An 18136-nucleotide genomic window follows, 5' to 3' on the forward strand; every position below is an offset into this window, starting at 1 on the left:
TTAAGAAGGTAGAAACTGTAACCGAGTTTGATCTAAGACAACACAAAAAACTGAGGAAATTCGCCATTTCTTCGAAAAAACGCCCCGAAATAGCCCAAAAATCTAAAAATACTGTGATAACAATATTTAAAGCCGATTCAAACCTATCAAGATCATGTCAAAACCTGCCCCACATGATAGACATGGGCCCCCACTTCATAGAAGGAACGTTTCATCTCTCGCATTGAAACCGGACTCAATTTTGTCAGCGCCAAAGGCATGACATGCTTTTCATCAAGCAAATGCAGCGCGAGTTCTTTACCCATAGTCGTGGCTGGCCCTATACCTCTCCCACTGTAACCAATTAAGCTATACACTCCCGCATCTAACTGATGACAGTGGGGCAAATGGTCTTGGCTAAATGCAATTTGACCACTCCAAGCATATTGCCAATCTAACTTAGGTAGGTGTTTAAATAGTTTATGAATGCGTTTATCTGCCCATTGCAATAAACGGGTATTCAACCCCGCACCGCCCATTCCTCCAAAGATTAAACGCCCCGCTTGATCCAACCTCAATGAACTCATCACTGTACAGGTATCCCACAAGCCCTCTTTACCAGGCAAAATTTGAGCAAGCACATCATCCGCTAAAGGCTGACTGGCAAACTGACTATATTGAATCGGTACAAATGAAGCTTTAAGTTCGGGAAAGATGTGCTCAGAATATGCATTGGTTGCCAATACCACTTTATCAGCAACAACCTTTGCCCCAGAAGAACACATCAAGTGATAGCCATTTGCTTCACCCTTAATACTTAACACCTTTGTGTGCTCAAAAATTTGAGCCGAGAAACCCATAGCTGCTTTTGCCAAACCCAGCACATAAGAAAGTGGCTGAATCGTACCTGCTCTTGGGTCAAACAAAGCCGCTGAGAAACAATCGGAGCCAATACGTGATTGCGCAGCTTTCTGATCAAGCAGCTCGACAGGAGCAGAACGGCTATTGAGTTGTAAGTAGCGACTTTCTAACTGTCGTAAGCCACTTTTTCCAACGGCAGCATGTAAAGTGCCTTTTCGTGTCGCTTCACACTTGATCTGATTTTCCTTAATCAGGGAGAAGACCAAATCAGGCGCTTTAGCTAAGGCATGATACAAAACATCAGCGGCCTCTTTCCCTATGGTTTTTTCAACCTCATCAGGCGGCATCCATAATCCCGCATTAACAAGACCAACATTGCGCCCTGAGCCACCATAACCAACCGTATTGGCTTCAAGAACAACGACTTTCAGCCCTTTTTTAGCCAACTCTAGGGCGCAGGACAAACCAGAATAGCCAGCACCAACAATAGCAACATCCGCTTTCATCGACCCTTTTAGTAAGGGGAAATTAAGTTTATCTTCAGCGCTTGCCTTCCATAGGGAGAGATTAGTATCTGGCATTTGGGGCTCCTGCAATCTAGAAATTAAGAGTGAGGACTTAGCAAAAAGCCTTCACTCTTAACCGGTTAACTAAGGTTTCAAGGCATTAATTACTCAAAAACAATGCCTTGAGCCAATGGTAAGTCACCACCATAATTCACAGTATTTGTGGTACGACGCATATAATTTCTCCAGGCATCAGAGCCACTTTCACGACCGCCGCCGGTTTCTTTTTCACCCCCAAATGCACCGCCAATCTCAGCACCTGAGGTACCAATATTGACGTTAGCAATACCACAGTCAGAACCCGCTGGAGACATAAAGACCTCAGCTTCACGCATGCTTTCAGTAAATACCGCCGAAGACAGACCTTGAGGCACATTGTTTTGAATCTCAATGGCTTCTTCAAACTCATCAAAGCTCAATACATAGAGAATGGGTGCGAAGGTTTCTTGCTGAACAATTGCTGCATCATGGGCAATGCGAACGATTGCAGGCTGAACATAAAAGCCGCCAGCAGGCACATTAGCGGTTACACGCTGACCACCAAAGACCACCTCTCCCCCTTGGACTTTGGCTTGTTCTAAAGCAGATTGCATCCTATTGAAACTTTGCTCATCAACCAATGGCCCCACTAACGAACCTTCTACCAATGGATCACCGATAGGCAAGGAGGCATAAGATTTCACTAGACGTGCGACTAAATCATCAACCACTGAAGAATGAGTAATCAGACGCCTTAGAGTTGTACAACGTTGACCAGCGGTACCGGCTGCAGAAAAGACGATCGCCCTTAAGGCTAAATCAAGATCCGCCGTTTTGGACACTATCATGGCATTGTTGCCACCAAGCTCTAACAAAGAACGACCTAATCGAGCCGCGACCGTTTGCGCGACTTGACGCCCCATAGCAGTTGAACCTGTCGCAGAAACAAGTGGATAAGTTGATGATGCAGCCATTGCTTCACCCACTTGACGATCACCAATTACTACACTGCAAACGGCTTTTGGAATCTCTGGCATATCAGCCAATACTTTTTGTGCAATGCTATACATGGCTAACGCGCAGAGTGGCGCTTTTTCAGAAGGCTTTAATAAAATAGGATTACCACACACTAGGCCTAACATGGCATTCCAAGCCCACACCGCCATGGGGAAATTAAATGCAGTAATCACAGCAACAGGGCCAAGTGGGTGCCATTGCTCCATCATCCTATGGCCAGGGCGTTCACTCACAATGCTTAAACCGTGCAACATTCTTGATTGGCCCACAGCGAAGTCACAGACATCTATCCATTCCTGCACCTCACCTAAAGCTTCAGGCATAATTTTACCCGCTTCTAATGAAATAACCTGTGCAAGTTCAGTTTTATATTTACGCGCTTCATCACCAATACGACGCACTAATTCACCACGCACAGGAGCCGGCATAGTGCGGAAAGTTTTAAACGCTTGGCGCATTTCTTCATTAATAGATTCAAGCTGGTCTAGGCTCGCATTTTTAAAAGAAGACAGTGGCTCCCCATTAATAGGGCTAGATGCACTAAATCTATCCCCTTGACCTAGCACTTCATGGTTACCCGTTAACACACTGAAAAAATGATCCCCCTGACGAAGGCGATTAATACCAATAGTTTCAAGACAGGTTAGCGTTGACATAAACACCTCAAATAGAAAAGATTTAAACGATTTCCATCAAGATTACTGCCGCTATAAAAAAAGGGGAAATACACTTTTTCTTGTTGTGCTCTAGTTTTTTCCTATAGCCAAAAGCATACTTATTTAAAATTTGCCTAATTTTGTCAATTTAATAGAGTTCAAAACTATAAGAACAAAACGAGAGTAACCCATTATGGACATTCGCAGCCTGAGATATTTCCAAGCAGTATATGAAGAGCAAAGCTTAAGCGGTGCTGCTAAACGTTGCTTTGTTGCTCAACCTTCTATTTCAGCAGCAATAGCCCAATTAGAAGCGTCATTAAAAGTCACTCTTTTCACTCGTCACTCGAAAGGAGTCACCGCGACAGATAATGCAAAAGATCTGTATCCGCATGCCTGCAAAATGATTAATGATCTACAAGCCTTACCCAACTTATTTACCGCCCAGCAAACGAATCTTGATCTCTCTGTTTCACTAATGCCTTTTTTATCAGGCTCTCTAGTGAGTCAAGTTATCAAATCCATGTTAGAACAAGTTCCCAATTTACAGCTCAGTCTTGTGGATGAATCAGAGCAAGCGGACTTAAGGTTTACTTGCCAACGCTATCTGACAACAAACGACATATTTCACCCTCTTTGGGAAGATAACTATGTACTTGCCATGGCACCGCATCACCCTTTGGCACAGCAAGCGAGTATCAGCCTTAAGCAAATCGATGGCTTACCTTTTATTAGTAGAACCCCCTGCGACATTATTGAATCTTGGCACTACCTGATTCATAAACAAGGTATTCAGGTGGATGTTAGAGCTCAGGTTAAAACAGAGGAATATGCTTTAGATTTAGTGGCTGCAGGATTAGGCATCTCACTTATCCCAGAACACTCAGCACGCCAAAGAACGGATATCTGTTTACGTCCATTACATGATGCCAACTTTAAACGTCTGGTTGGTTTAGCCCATCACAAATCACAAAGCCTACCAAGTCGGCTATTGCAGAGCATATTAAACAGTAAAGAAGATTTACAAAAAGAACTTAAGAAACAGCAACTTGATAACTAAGGAAAGCAGTTTAAAGATTATGATATAAATCATGCCCAACTTTTTTGCATGAGAAGATGATAATTAAGCCTTTGTTATCTAGGCTAGAAATTCGCTACAGTTAAAACAAGTTAAATGCAGTTCAACTGAAACAGGATATTAAGATGTTAGTTCAAGATTTTTTCAACTCCCTATGGCACAGCTATATTGCAGTCACCCCTCAAGCCAAACGCATTCAAGAATTATTTGAAGCTAAGGGTGAAAAAGTACTGAATGATCATGTGGCATTTCGTACTTTTGCAAACTCACCTATTAGCCTAGATAAGCTAACCCCTATGCTAGAGCAAATCGGCTATCAAGCCTACGGTGCCTTTAAGTTCGAGAAGAAGCACCTGTTCGCAAAGTGCTTTAAACATAGCGACCCAACTCAACCTAAAATCTTTGTCAGCGAGCTACTTTCTCATGAGCTTTCTGAAGTTGCGCAAGAAGTTATCAATAAACTGGTCAGCCAAATTCCTGATCAGGTTGTGCAATCACCCAGTATTTTTTGGCAAGGCCGTTTATGGAGTAAGCCTAGCTTTGAAGAGTACCAAGTACTGGCAGCAGAAAGTGAGTATGCGGCTTGGTTATCAACCATGGGGCTTAAAGCGAACCACTTTACCGTCAGCATTAATCACTTGAAAAACTTTGATACGATTGAAAGCGTTAACCAATTATTACTGGATGAAGGTTACACTCTGAACGAAGTTGGCGGTCTAATTAAAGGCACCCCAGCACTCTTCCTAGAACAATCATCAACCATGGCGGACAAGATTAAGTTTGAATTCTCTACTGCCAAAAAAGTTGAAATCCCATCTTGTTTCTACGAGTTTGCCCTTCGCCATAAAATGGAGAACGGTGAAATCTTTGATAGTTTCATTGAAGGGAATGCCGATAAGATCTTTGATTCAACCAATCAATAATCTTATGAGCTGAGACTTCAGCAAGCCAATAGATATAAAAAGAGCGAATAAGCTAACTTATTCGCTCTTTTCTTTGCATCCTATTCAGCAAATTCAGGCGCTAGCATCATATCTAATTTGCCGGCCGCATATATTTGATTGCCATACAGGGTCACACTAGTGATAAAGCTAGGCAGCTCTTTGCTTTTTTCTAACTGAGCGATCAATTGTCCATCAATAAATAAGTCATTATTATCACTTAAGGTCACCCACATTTGCGGCAGTGCCTGCCCTGTTTTGGTAAACATGGCCCATAACTGAGTTTCCCCCTGAACTAACTTGATGCTCGTCTTTGCAACCGCCAAGGCTTTATCTTGGTTTGTTGCTTTATAACCCCCATATTTTAACGTCAGGGTCAGCTTCCCTCCTGCCAATTCCCCTTTTTTCCTCGCCATGACTTTTTCATCAAGTTCAGCTATGTATTGCTTCAACTGATTAATTTTTACGACTAAAACACGATTAATCTCAATTATGGTTTCTGGATCATTGGACCACAAAGGCAAGGTTGAGCTGGTTTCGACTAGCTGCCCTGCTCTTTGCCACCAGAGCTCAGTTAAACGTGCAAATTCGAACTGTAATTGCGAACGCTTTAACTTGAGTTCATCAACCTCAGAATAAGTAGGCTGATTCTGGCTAGCGGGCTGGCTGGGGTTATTTGCGCACGCACTAAGCAAGCCTATCAAGAGCAGGCTTAACCCTGCTTTTATTAATCTAAACGTCATATCCTTACGCCTTTTCTGCTTTTTGTCCTATCAAGTCTTGCTGAGATTCCTCTTTCAGCCATGTACGCCTTGCGTTTGCCGTGTATAATGCCTGCAGTTTTTTGATAGGTCTAATGGGTCTTATACGTATGATGAACCAACTAATTGAATTTGGCACCAACCACTGGGAAATGGTTTCCCTATTTATTGTTTTAATAGCCTTAGTGGTTTGGGTTGAGAAAAAAGGCGGCGCAAGTAGCGTTTCAACTGCTGAAGCGACCGCTATGATGAATAACGAGTCAGCTCTCGTTCTTGATATTCGTCCTGCTGCAGAGTTTAAAACAGGCCATATAACCAATGCGCTGAATATTCCTGCGACCAAAATAAAAGATCAGATGGCGACACTTGAGAATCACAAATCAAACCCCATCATCTTAGTGTGTAAAACAGGTATGACTTCTGGCGCTAGCGCTAAAGAGCTGCAAAAAGAAGGTTACACTGTTTATAAAATGCAAGGCGGTATTGCTGAATGGCAAGGCGCTAATTTGCCATTAGTAACCAGCTAGAGAGGTGCGTATGTCTCAAGTAACTATTTACTCAAGTGACTATTGCCCTTTTTGCATTAGAGCTAAGCAATTGTTAACCATGAAGCAAGTTGAGTTCAACGAAATTAACGTTGATGGTCAGTCTGCTTTACGCCGAGAAATGACAGAAAAGAGTGGCCGAACATCGGTTCCTCAAATCTGGATCCAAGAGCATCATGTCGGCGGTTGTGATGAATTATTTGCCTTGGAACGTAGTGGTAAGTTAGATGCATTACTGTCTCAGTAATGGATTAAAACAAGACTATAAATACTAAAAAATACATAAGACTAAGGAAATACAATGGCTGAAAATACAGAAGCAGTTGCACCACAACTTGCATTACAACGTATCTTTTTAAAAGACATCTCGTTTGAATCTCCACGTTCACCTATGGTTTTTCAAGAGGAATGGAAACCAGAAGTTGGTCTAGAGCTAAATACTAAAAGTCGCCAAGTTGGTGAGAACCTGTACGAAGTAGTATTAGAAGTTACCGTTAATGTTAAGAACAATGGTGAAAACGCTTTCCTAGTACAAGTTCAACAAGGTGGCCTATTTGCCATTGCAGGTCTTGATGATCAGCAACTGCACCACGCACTTGGTGCATTCTGCCCTGGTACTGTTTTCCCTTATGCTCGTGAAAACATCGACGCACTTTGTGTTAAAGGTAGCTTCCCTGCCTTGATGCTAGCACCTGTGAATTTTGATGCGCTTTATATGGATAGCCTGAAAAAGCAGCAAGCAGAAGAAACAGCGCAATAAAATAATGCGTTAATAAAAAGAAGGGCTTAATTGCCCTTTTTTTTGTGTTATAACAAAGATCTGCTGCTATTTTTTCTAATCACTCAGGGAAGAACATGGCGAAAACAAAAAGTATCCGTAAGAAAAAACCTTGCGCTCGATGTATGAAAATACGTTGGATGGTACTTTATTGCGCCTGTATTGCCCTAATACTTGTGTTGTTTGCCCATGAATATATGCAAAAAGGATTTTAGAAGCGCCTACCTAGCCCTTCTATCAGTTTTATTATTGTCTGGTTGTGCTACCTACAATCAAGACATCAGCGATAGCCGTGAACTCGCTCAACAAGGTCAATGGCAAGCCGCTGAGGAGTCAATAACAGAGACGCTTGATAGTTCGCAAAATCACCTACTTAAGTTATTAGAAACGGGAGCGCTAGCTCAATACCAAGGTGACTTTGAACGTAGCAACCAGCTGTTAGAACAAGCAGAGGAACTAAGTGATACTTTTTTAGAAGAAAGTATCAGCAGCCGCTCTTGGTCCTTGCTCGCCAACCCCATGCAAGGCGACTTTCAACCGACAGGTTTTGAGCGGGTTTATATTAACTTTTTTAAATCCATTAATTACTTATCTTTAGCAGACCAAGCCACTAGCCGCCAAGAAAAACAAAGACTGCTAGATGCCGCCTTAGTTGAAGCTAGACGCATTGACCTTAAGCTGAACGAAATTGCCGCACTGACACCCAGCTATGAAGATATCAAGGGTGATAACAAGGCATTTTTGACGAAAGCAGTCAATTGGCTATCCGGCTTTTATACCAGTGGTATTCATAGTGAAGACTTTGCCTATCGTGATGATGCTTTTGCCCGTTATATGGAAGGTCTTCAATATGAGCTTAGTGGCGAATACGATGATGCTCGTATTGCTTATCAAGCAGCAGCAAAGCTTTATGATGCCGGTTATACCAAGCAGTACAACCTCCCCAAAGATGCTGGACAAAGGGCTTGGCTTGATACCATACGTATGATGAAAAAAGCAGGTGGCTGGCGCAGTGAATACCCTGTACTAGTGAAAGAGAAGCTGAATAAGACTTACCAAGATTTGTTTGCAGAATATGACAACAAGGGGGCTGAAATTGTCGTATTAGAAGAACAAGGGTTTGTACCTGAGCGCAAAGAGCTCAACCTCCTGCTTTATGCTGCCCCCAATAGCTATTCATTAGTATTAGAGCCTTTTTACACTGGGTCACATCAAGATGCGAACAATGCCTCACGTTGGTTTAGCATGGTTTATGCTGATCAAGGTTTATTAAACCTATTCGCAAATTACCAAGCTGGCGGCGCTTGGAGCAGCTTCGCAGGCATTTTCACTAAGCGCATTATTTTAGGCAATGCAGGTTGGCGTTCTCTGTCTTCCATCGGCATAGATCAAATGTTAAATGAAGCCCCTGTCAGAGTGGCTGTCCCATACTATGATCCCTTTGTGTTAAATAATGCAAAAACGCGTCTTAAAACCAGCGCAAACTCAGTTAACGGCAACAGTAGTCACGCCATTCGAATGACCTCTTTAGCTGACATTACAATTCAAGGCCAGTTAAGCCAATCAAGTCGTGATATTTACGAAACACTATTGAGGGAACTTTTACGTAACTATTTGGCCTATAAAGTCAGTAGTGAAGTTCAAGATCAAACGGCTAGCCTGTTATTGGGCCTAGTCGGTAAGATTGCCGTATTGGCAACGGCCTCTTCAGAAACACGTAATTGGTCAACGTTACCTGCTCAAATTCGTATGACAAGGCGACCACTTGATGCTGGAAAGCAATCTTTTACCTATAATGCTCAAGGAAAAGAATTTACCTTGGCAGAGTTAGAATTAAACAATAATCAAATTAAAGTCTGGAATATTCGTAACCCTAACTAACATTTGATATAACCTGATAAACGAATTTAGATTTAGACATTGCTAATAAAGGAAGCAAAATAATGACGAGTTTTACTTGGAAAACCCTTGTGGTTGGTATCTTTAGCATGATGTTAATGGCATGTGGATCAACCAGTGTTAAGCGTGTAGATGTGGATGAAGAGATTGCATTATCAGACCGCTGGAACGATAAAGACTCTAGTCTAGTTGCAGAAGAAATGATGACTGACATGCTGTCTTTCCCATGGTTTAGAGACTTTAGCTTTAACAACTCTGGCAACCCAACCGTTATCGTCCAAAGCATTCGTAACAAGAGCCATGAACACATTCCTGTAGATACCTTTATCAATGATATTAAGCGTTCTTTATTACGTGCAGGTAAGGTGGATTTTGTTGTTTCTGGTAGCGAACGTGAAGATATTCGCACAGAAAGGGAAGACCAAGAACTTAACTCAGCAGAAGGAACCGCTGCCCAATTTGGTGAAGAACAAGGGGCTGGTTTTGCCTTATCAGGGACCATTAACTCTATTGTTGATTCCGACGGCGATAAGCGTGTGACCTTCTATCAGGTTGACCTTAAGCTAATCGATATGACCACAAATAGAGAAGTCTGGAACGGTCAGAAGAAACTGAAAAAACTAGCAGATAAGAGCTTCTTCTAATATGTTGATTCGATCTTTAATATTAGCCACTAGCCTAGCGCTTGGGGGCTGTACCGAACTCTTGCTGAAATCGGGCGATACCCAGCCCGCTGAGCAAACCAGTAGTAAAGCGGCTTCTAGCCCGGTGAATAGTGCGCCTAAAAATACCACTCCAAGCTGGGTGCTATCACCACCTAGCGATACACGCTATTTGTATGGTGTGGGCAGCGTGATTAAAACCGACGATCTGGTGGCCGATATTAAAGGGGCTCGTCAGCAAGCCAATGCAGACATGGCCAATCAATTGCGAGTAACCGTATCGCAAAGCAACGTTCAAAGCACTCAGGTGAGCCAAAGTACATCCCAGTCAGAGCAAGTGTTAAAGTCATTCTCTTCTACAACACGTATGGACACTGAATCCTTGGTGTTAGAACAAAGTGAGACAGTAGAAAATGTTGCTACGGATAAATATGTCTATGTCCTACAACGATTAGACCGCGCAAAAATCACCTCGCGCTTACGTCGTGAAATCAGTGACCTTGATAGCCAGTTAGAAGAGATTGCCACTAAGTCAAACAAGCAAGGAGACCTTGTCGATCAATGGCAATCTGTCTTACCTGCTTTACCCCTTTTATCAGAGCGTACTCAAAAGTTAGATCTACTGCAGCTATACAGTACCAGTGCTAATCTAGCTTCCAGCAAAAGCGATAAAATCAAAGAATTAGAACGACAACTCTCGACGCTACTGACACAATTGTCTATTCAAGTAAGCAGCCAATCTGCTGGTAGCCAAGCGTTAGTTAAGGTATTAAGGAGTGAGTTAACGAATAAGGGGCTAACCCCTTCTAGTAAAACTAACAGCCCACTTCGTATCAACCTTCATATCAGTAGCAACAAGCAGGTTAAAGAGGGTCGAACTTACCAATTCGTTAACTTGAACGCCTCACTTGATGAAGTCGACAGAACCAACTCTAACATGCTTGCTAGCTGGAGCTTAACAGGGCGTGGTATTTCTGCGACCCCCGAAATTGCTAAGCAAACAGCGTATAAGAAAGCGGCGAATGCTTTAGCTGAAGAGGTTTTTACCTTTTTAACTCAAGGTAATCTTCGAAGTGTTCAATAATTGAATGCCCGTTAATCAACAGCCATAAATAAGCCCCTTTCTAAGGGGCTTATTTGTTATTTGAGAAAGAATAAATAGCAAGAGTTAATGTATTTTCCCTCGGGTGAAAGAAAAGTAGCTCGCGCTTAAAGCACTCATTAGTGTGAGCACAAAGGTTACTTTAATGACCCAAAGTAGCTGATCCAAATTATCAGCACCTATACTCTGGCTCCCTAACGTTATCGACATCAGCATCATCACGATCGCGGTACTAAACATATTCCCCATATTACGTGATAGACCAACCAAAGCAGATGCAATACTCAGCCGCTCCTGGGAAGCTGAGCTAAGAATTGCGTTATTGTTAGGTGAGGAAAATAAACCAAAGCCCATGCCCAAAAAAACCAACCCAATAAACACATAGGTTAAAGGTGTATCCATATTTACCCAAAACAATATGGCTAACCCTGTGGCAAAGCTCAGGCAGCCGGCAGTCGCTAAATAACGAGGTTCATACTTATCTGACAAGCGCCCTGCAACAGGCGATAACAGCATCATAATAAAGGTTTGAATCAGTACAAACTGACCTGCCTCCAATGGCGTTAATGCATGAATGAATTGCAAATAGAGACTCATTAAAAACACAATGGGAAAGTTGGCACTGTACATCAAAAAGCTCGCCAAAATCGAACGACTAACGGTTTTATTAGCCCTTAATGCACTAATCCTAATAAGAGGAAAGGTTTCGGCATTTTGCTGTTTTATGAAAAGCACTAACAAAGCAAGGCCTAACCCTAAAAGCCATAAATTAAGGCTATTTTCGATATCAGACATGCCGACAAAGAAAGCACTCACAAAGGCTGCAAATAAAAGGCTTCCCAACTTATCTAGGGGCTCTTTTTTCTGAGCTCGCCATTCTCCTTTTACAAACATAAAAATTAATGAAAGAGACACTAGCATGACAGGTGCTGGCATCCAAAAAACCGCATGCCAGCTGAATGTTTGAGTTAACCAGCCGCCAACAATGGGACCGCAACTTAAACCAAGATAAACCGAAGAGGATGTTAGCCCGAGCGCTTCACCACGATTTGAATTTGCAAACACAGCACCAACAATGCCCATTGAGGTTGCCGTAATCAGAGCAACTGCAAACCCTTGAAAAACCCTCATAGTTAATAAAGCGTTGATATTTTCAACCCAGAAGACACAAAGTGAAAATAATGAAAACAAAGTAACGCCAGTAAGATATAAACGCTTACGCCCAAAAATGTCGGCCAGGCGACCAGCAGGCAATAAGAGCACAATATTTCCCCATAAAAAGCTGGTTGGAATCCAACTCACAGCCTGAGCGCTGGCATCTAAATCTCGAGCGATACTAGGGATGGCGATGCTGGCTGCGGACATGCTGATTGAGGTAACAAATATGGCCAAACACACACTGAGTAGAGCCAACCATCTCGCTTTAGCGTTTTGATCATAAAAGTGCTGCAACTCTTCTGCAGTCATGCCACATCCTTATAAAACACGCTCCGCAATAAACAGAGCCAAATTTGGGCTTTATTTGAAATAAAAAGAGCGCTTATTAAGCGTATTTTTTAGCTAGCTTGGCAACAATAACAAAGATTAAGCAAGCGATAACGGCAGTAAGGTTTTCCAGCATAACGGGCGAAAACACAAGAAAAAAGCCCTTGCCTTTGGTTAAGGCCGAAAAGCTTGAAACAAAAAATGGGCATAAGACTAAGCGCATCACTTGAAAGAACTGAGTTCTAATTCGCGTTAGATTTAGCGGCCCCGTTGCTAGAATGAGGGCAGTACCGACAATAACTGCAACCCCCATCGAATTTCCCCAAAGCCTTACATCAGGGGCAAAGTAAAGACTTGCCATTACTAGGTACCAAATCAGGTAACACCATAAAATTAAAATACCATTTGATAGATTTTTAAAGTAACTGAATATCATAAGTGTCCTATATCAAAGCAATCCCAAAAACTATTCTTAAGCACCTTCTTAAGCAACTAAATTATCACACTTACTGCATAATGATGGCCGATTAAAACGCATTTAGCTCTAAATTGAACGAACCTTAGCTTTTATTAAAAACCAGCCAGTGGAGACACCTTTCGAAAGGGACAACACCGGATGACACTTTTTCTGAAATGCCGAACAAGTATTATTCACTGGCCCCTGAATCAAGACCCTTGTCATCTAAATGTCATCAAACTGTCCTAATCTTCAATTATGTCATGGGCAACTACGCCTTGTGTTATCAGCGGGGAAGGAAATGCAAAGGTTAGAACACACGAGTGAACTTACAAAAATCTTGGCTAATCAGGCTATTACACCTTATTTCCAACCGATTTTTGATCTTAATTCTGGTGAATTATATGGTCATGAAGCACTCACCCGCGGCCCCAAAAATTCCTCGCTACACTCTCCTTTGCAGCTTTTTACCCTAGCAGAGGAACATAAAAAACTGCATCAACTAGAAATAATGTGCCGAGAAAAAGCCATTATAAAATTTGCTGAATTAGCTCTACCTGGCAAATTATTTCTCAATGTCAGCGCATCTTTATTAGGCTCACCAGAGCACCAAAAAGGCATGACACTTGCCATATTAGATAGGCTCAACATTGCCCAACATAACATAGTGATGGAACTTTCTGAACAACATAAGTTTGAACATGATGGGCTATCCCATGCAACGATAGAGCATTACCGAAAAATGGGATTCAAGGTTGCCATCGATGATTTAGGCGTTGGCTATTCAGGCTTACAGCTTTGGTCTGAGATACAACCAGAAATTGTGAAAATTGATAAGCACTTTATCCAAAACATTGACCAAGATGCCGTCAAAAAAGAGTTTGTCAGAGCCATGGTAGCGATTGGCAATCGACTGGGTTGCGATATTATCGCCGAAGGGATTGAAACATCAGATGAACTAGAGCAGTTAATTAAATTAGGCGTCAAAAAAGGTCAGGGGTATTTATTAGGCAGACCCACGCCTATACCGACAGAAAATGAAAGCAATATACTTAACGTAATCCTTAGCCGTCGACGCTTTCAAAAACACGTCCGTGACAGTGTTATGTCCTTGTCCAAATTCAGCCCTACACTCAATGTGGGAGATGAATTAAAAACGGCTAGCCTTGTGTTTCGTCAAGCACCCGAAGTAATGGCCATTCCCATCCTACAAAATAATAAACCCATAGGTGTAATCCGTCGTAGTCAGTTACATGAGCTCTTTTCAACACCCTATGGTAGAGCTCTCTATGAAAATACCGATGTCAGTCAAATGCTGACAGAAGACGCTTTAATTGTGGAAAGCCACATCAGCCTGTCCACCGTATCTATGCAATTAACCAATCAAGATGCGACAAGTTTAAATAATGAAATCATTATTACCCAACAAGGAGAGTATCTTGGCATGGGTAGCCTGAAAGACCTGTTAAAGCGCATTACAGAGCTTAAGATACAAAATGCCACTTACTCCAACCCGCTCACACTATTACCTGGTAACGTACCCTTAAACCAAGAAATTGATGAAAGAATGCATGCCAAACAAGGGTTTTATATTGCCTACTTTGACCTTAATCACTTCAAACCTTTTAACGATGTCTGTGGTTATGCCAAAGGTGATGAAGTCATTAAGTTGGTCGGAGCACTGATTGAAAAGCATATTAATCAGGCGGGCCACTTTATCTCTCATATAGGTGGCGATGATTTTGTAGTGGTTTTCTCAGATGATAGTTGGCAAAAAAGCTGTCAAAAAATTCTTACCGAATTTGAAGCCGAAGTGAAGCAACACTATGATAATGAACAGCTTGAAGCTGGCGGGGTGTATGCATTAGACAGACATGGTGAGATGAGTTTTCATAGCCTTTTAAGCTTGGCTATTGGCGTGGTTCAACTAGAACCCAACCAATGTGAAAACCATTTGCAGGTTGCCGAAATTGCAGCAAAAGCCAAAAAAGTCGCGAAGAAACAAGGAGGCAATATCTGCCTTTTATACGACTTAACAAAAGGTCGACCGTCAGATACTTCCTTATGTTGCTAAGGAAACTGCGATTAAGTCACCTCTTCTTTGTCTGCTCTTTTAAGGTATATGGGAAAAGTGACAAACAAGGCGTCACTTTGACGCGATATGAGAACTCATTGATTTTATTCAAAAATGCACTCGTTTAGTGCTTTCCTTCTTAATATCTTCTCTCTTTTAAGCTTCTGAAATAACCTCTTTATTGCTTTAAACAATTGCTTATAAGCAATGCATATATCATTAATCACAATAAAGTGTCGCAGTTTGCCTACAAATGTGTGTAAACTGAGATGCTTGAAAAAAACCTTATTGATAAATTATTTGAAACAATTTTTTATTAATATTAGTAAATATGAGATATAAGCAATAGAAAGAAAGAAAACAGGAAGGAATCATGCGACCAGCTAACCCAGAATACATTTTATTAGCATTGAGGACTCAAATTAAGCGTAATGGCTTAACTTACCCCAATCTAGCAAAAGAATTAGATACCCCCCTTTCAACCCTTAAGCGTCACCTTCACAACCCAAATATTGCACTTGAAAGGCTACTAACCTATTGCCAAGCGGCAAAAACCAGCTTAGAAGAAGTGCATGATTTGGCCTTTGAACTTGAGAACTCAAAATTAACGCTCTTCAGCAAAACACAAGATGAAATCTTCATCCGCTACCCTGAACTATACGATTTTTATCGTGAACTTAGGTTTAAGTCTGATAATTTCCCTCAATTATTAGAAGAGTATGGTTTAGATGAACTCAGTGTTTACCCTTACCTAAGAAGCTTGGAAATTTTGGGAATTATTAACCTTCAAGAGGGCAATAAGTTTATTTTTAAAGGACAAAGTTTTTATAACTTCCATCCTGAATCTGAACTAAACAAGCGCATTGAAGATTCGTTAAAAAAACAGCTCATAAATTCTGATGCGCCTGTTAGCTTAGGCCTTTCAAGAATTATGATTAGTGCAGCAGAATTAGAAGAAATTGAATCAACCATCTATAAAGAAATTCTGAATAAGCACAATCGCAACATTAAAAAAGGCCTGACCTCAAAAGAATATCAAAAAGATATCATTTTCACCCATCAACAACACAAGCTTGCCACCCTTTCTAAAGACGGCATAAGACCGCTTCCTAACTCCTTCTTGGCTGAATTCAAACAATCGCTTAGCGATATTGAAGCCATTGTTGGCCAATCAGAAATAAAAAAATCCGCCTAAAATAACCTACCATAAAAACAGTTTATCCTATTGCCTGTTGTCCACTGCATAAACTACAACAGGCAAAACACCCCTTCAAATCAATAAACATAAATTAATTTATGTGATTAAAGACAAGAAATTAGCCAGTTAAGTGAGCCTCCGAACAGGATCAAACGAAAGCGGCTCATATTTAATAAAAACCATCTACAATTAAGTTCGACTGATACCTTCATGCTATCTGCATATTTTCTGCTTACCCTACACAGTAGGTATTACTAACTTGATTATCCATAGCATTTCTAGAAAGAGAGTCTTGATCAAATTTTAAAGGAAAAGGTTATGAAAATAGGGGTCAAATCCAGATTAAAATTCACCTTACTGTTCGTCATTATTGGCCTACTTCCAATGGTTTTAGTTAGCCTAATTGCAACCTACAGCGGTACCCAAGATATAAAGCAAAAGGTTTACAATCAACTAACCGCCATTAACCAAATCAAGAAACAAGCCATACTGGATTACTTTAAAGAAAGAAAAAGTGACCTCATTGTGCTTAGGGATACCGCCAACACCCTGAGCTCACAAGCATTTGCCAAGTTAGCCAACACTCAGGATCTTAAGAAGGCTCAAATCCAAGACTATTTGAAAGCCAATAACGCTCAATTGCATTTTTTAGCCTCGCAGCAGAGCGTCAAAAACCACCTAATAGAAATAAACCAAGCTTTTGATAATCCCATTAGATGGGGAGAACTCTTAGATCAACATGACAAAGATTATAATAATTTATTAGCGTTATTTGGTTGGTATGACTTCTTCCTCATTAATTTAGAGGGAGATATTATTTACTCTGTTATTAGAGAAAGTGACTTAGGCCAAAACCTCAGCAAGGACCTAACACAAAGCTCGTTTAATTTCGCCTTTAACGCTGCTAAATCAGGACCCGATGACAAAATCCAGTTTGCCGACTATCTGGCTTACAAACCCAGTAATGATACGCCTGCCGCATTTGGAATAAAACCTGTCACCCTCGAAGGTGAACGTATTGGCTATATTGCTTATCAGCAACCCATTGAAAAAATCAATGAAATCCTAGGTCATAGAATAGGTATGGGGAGGAGTGGTGAATCCTATTTGGTAGGGCAAGACCATCTAATGCGTTCAGACTCGTTCTCTACTCCCGAAAAGTATTCGATTGAATCCTCCTTCGCCAATCAAAATAAAGTACAAACAAAAGCGGTAATAGAGGGGCTTTCAAAGCACAGAGGCACAGGCATTATCATGGGTAAAAAGAACCAGCCTGTGCTTAGTCATTGGGATTATATCGAATTAGATAAAGACCATCACTGGGCGTTAATTTCAGAAATTAATGTCGCTGAGGCTCTCAACCCAACCACCTCTCGCGGCAAAGATTACTATGAGAATTACATTGAGCACTATGGTTATTACGACCTCTTTTTAATCCAACCTGATGGTCATATCTTTTACTCTGTAAAGAAAGATGACGCTTATCAAACCAACATATTTAATGGGCCCTTTGCCAACACCAATCTAGCCCAAGCAATCAGAGAAACGGCCAAAACAGGGCATTATGCTTTTGTAGACTTTGCCGCTTATATCCCCAGCGATACACCCGCTGCTTTTATTGCTCAGCCCATTAAAGATAGTAAAGGGGCAACCATGTTATATATCGCACTGGAAATGCCAACGGAAGGCATTACCAATATCATGGATAACCGCAAGGGAATGGGAGAAACAGGCGAAAGTATTTTAGTTGGCGAGGACTTTAAGATGCGCAGTAACTCTTACTTAGACCCTATCAAACACAGTGTCAAAGCAAGTTTATCAGGAACAGTAGAAGAGAATGGCATCGACAACCTCATCATTAGGAAAGCATTAGAAGGAATTAGCGGCGCTGAACTCATCGTGGACTACCATGGACACACAGTGCTCGCATCTTATGACAGAGTTAGTTTCGAGAATTTCAATTGGGCCATAGTTTCAGAAATTGATGAGGAAGAGGCTTTCGCTTCAATTTATGAATATACCTATCTTATTTTCGCCATCATGCTATTAAGTGCACTACTGCTTGCGTTAATTGGCTTTATTGTTGGCAAAGACTAAA

At 41.3% G+C, this 18136-nt stretch carries 16 protein-coding genes; 11 read left to right on the forward strand and 5 right to left on the reverse strand.

The genetic code is table 11. The annotated features are described in order from the left end of the window. Nucleotides 1-152 precede the first annotated feature (152 nt). A complete protein-coding gene (locus tag MED121_RS13045; RefSeq protein ID WP_009834179.1) occupies nucleotides 153-1421 on the reverse strand; it encodes an FAD-binding oxidoreductase in 1269 nt (422 codons plus the stop codon). Between the two features lie 89 nt (nucleotides 1422-1510). Continuing rightward, nucleotides 1511-3058 carry an aldehyde dehydrogenase family protein gene (locus tag MED121_RS13050; RefSeq protein WP_009834180.1) on the reverse strand — a complete coding sequence of 516 codons (1548 nt, stop codon included), beginning with the start codon at nucleotides 3056-3058 and terminating at the stop codon, nucleotides 1511-1513. Nucleotides 3059-3251: 193 nt separating this feature from the next. Between MED121_RS13050 and MED121_RS13055 the strand changes: the two genes are divergently transcribed. Next, nucleotides 3252-4118 carry a LysR family transcriptional regulator gene (locus tag MED121_RS13055; RefSeq protein ID WP_009834181.1) on the forward strand — a complete coding sequence of 289 codons (867 nt, stop codon included), beginning with the start codon at nucleotides 3252-3254 and terminating at the stop codon, nucleotides 4116-4118. Nucleotides 4119-4261: 143 nt separating this feature from the next. Next, nucleotides 4262-5059, forward strand: a complete 798-nt coding sequence (locus MED121_RS13060; protein ID WP_009834182.1) for a DUF1338 domain-containing protein — start codon at nucleotides 4262-4264, stop codon at nucleotides 5057-5059. Nucleotides 5060-5139: 80 nt separating this feature from the next. On the opposite strand, the gene MED121_RS13065 is transcribed toward MED121_RS13060, so the two are convergent. Continuing rightward, a complete protein-coding gene (locus MED121_RS13065; RefSeq protein WP_009834183.1) occupies nucleotides 5140-5820 on the reverse strand; it encodes a hypothetical protein in 681 nt (226 codons plus the stop codon). Nucleotides 5821-5948: 128 nt separating this feature from the next. Here MED121_RS13065 and MED121_RS13070 point away from each other — a divergent pair, with 128 nt between their 5' ends. The 6 genes from MED121_RS13070 to MED121_RS13095 all read left to right on the forward strand — a co-directional run bounded on the left by MED121_RS13070 (nucleotide 5949) and on the right by MED121_RS13095 (nucleotide 10806). Next, the gene (locus MED121_RS13070; protein ID WP_036180462.1) at nucleotides 5949-6365 is read left to right on the forward strand and encodes a rhodanese-like domain-containing protein; all 417 of its coding nucleotides are present in this window, start codon (nucleotides 5949-5951) and stop codon (nucleotides 6363-6365) included. A gap of 10 nt (nucleotides 6366-6375) precedes the next feature. Then, nucleotides 6376-6630, forward strand: coding sequence for a glutaredoxin 3 (gene grxC / locus MED121_RS13075; RefSeq protein WP_009834185.1), 255 nt, complete (start codon nucleotides 6376-6378; stop codon nucleotides 6628-6630). A gap of 54 nt (nucleotides 6631-6684) precedes the next feature. Next, nucleotides 6685-7143, forward strand: a complete 459-nt coding sequence (gene secB, locus MED121_RS13080; RefSeq protein WP_009834186.1) for a protein-export chaperone SecB — start codon at nucleotides 6685-6687, stop codon at nucleotides 7141-7143. A gap of 207 nt (nucleotides 7144-7350) precedes the next feature. After that, complete coding sequence (locus tag MED121_RS13085) at nucleotides 7351-9042, forward strand: hypothetical protein (RefSeq protein ID WP_009834187.1); 1692 nt, start codon at nucleotides 7351-7353, stop codon at nucleotides 9040-9042. A gap of 62 nt (nucleotides 9043-9104) precedes the next feature. Then, a complete protein-coding gene (locus tag MED121_RS13090; RefSeq protein WP_009834188.1) occupies nucleotides 9105-9704 on the forward strand; it encodes a penicillin-binding protein activator LpoB in 600 nt (199 codons plus the stop codon). Nucleotide 9705: 1 nt separating this feature from the next. Further along, nucleotides 9706-10806 carry an LPP20 family lipoprotein gene (locus MED121_RS13095; RefSeq protein ID WP_009834189.1) on the forward strand — a complete coding sequence of 367 codons (1101 nt, stop codon included), beginning with the start codon at nucleotides 9706-9708 and terminating at the stop codon, nucleotides 10804-10806. An 84-nt stretch (nucleotides 10807-10890) separates the two neighbouring features. Here the strand turns inward: MED121_RS13095 and MED121_RS13100 are convergent, their stop codons facing one another. Together MED121_RS13100 and MED121_RS13105 are read right to left on the reverse strand one after the other, a co-directional pair. Then, nucleotides 10891-12291, reverse strand: coding sequence for an MFS transporter (locus MED121_RS13100; protein WP_009834190.1), 1401 nt, complete (start codon nucleotides 12289-12291; stop codon nucleotides 10891-10893). Nucleotides 12292-12367: 76 nt separating this feature from the next. After that, nucleotides 12368-12745 carry a hypothetical protein gene (locus tag MED121_RS13105; RefSeq protein WP_036180465.1) on the reverse strand — a complete coding sequence of 126 codons (378 nt, stop codon included), beginning with the start codon at nucleotides 12743-12745 and terminating at the stop codon, nucleotides 12368-12370. Nucleotides 12746-13067: 322 nt separating this feature from the next. Between MED121_RS13105 and MED121_RS13110 the strand changes: the two genes are divergently transcribed. The 3 genes from MED121_RS13110 (at nucleotide 13068) to MED121_RS13120 (ending at nucleotide 18135) form a co-directional block, all read left to right on the forward strand. Next, a complete protein-coding gene (locus MED121_RS13110; protein ID WP_050764584.1) occupies nucleotides 13068-14840 on the forward strand; it encodes a GGDEF domain-containing protein in 1773 nt (590 codons plus the stop codon). Nucleotides 14841-15213: 373 nt separating this feature from the next. After that, nucleotides 15214-16035 (forward strand): hypothetical protein, encoded by an 822-nt coding sequence (locus tag MED121_RS13115; RefSeq protein ID WP_009834193.1) that lies wholly within the window; start codon nucleotides 15214-15216, stop codon nucleotides 16033-16035. A gap of 321 nt (nucleotides 16036-16356) precedes the next feature. Further along, on the forward strand, nucleotides 16357-18135 hold the full coding sequence (locus MED121_RS13120) for a cache domain-containing protein (protein ID WP_009834194.1): 1779 nt from the start codon (nucleotides 16357-16359) through the stop codon (nucleotides 18133-18135). The last annotated feature ends 1 nt before the right edge of the window (nucleotide 18136 follow it).

Source organism: Marinomonas sp. MED121 (assembly GCF_000153025.1).
Taxonomy (GTDB): domain Bacteria; phylum Pseudomonadota; class Gammaproteobacteria; order Pseudomonadales; family Marinomonadaceae; genus Marinomonas.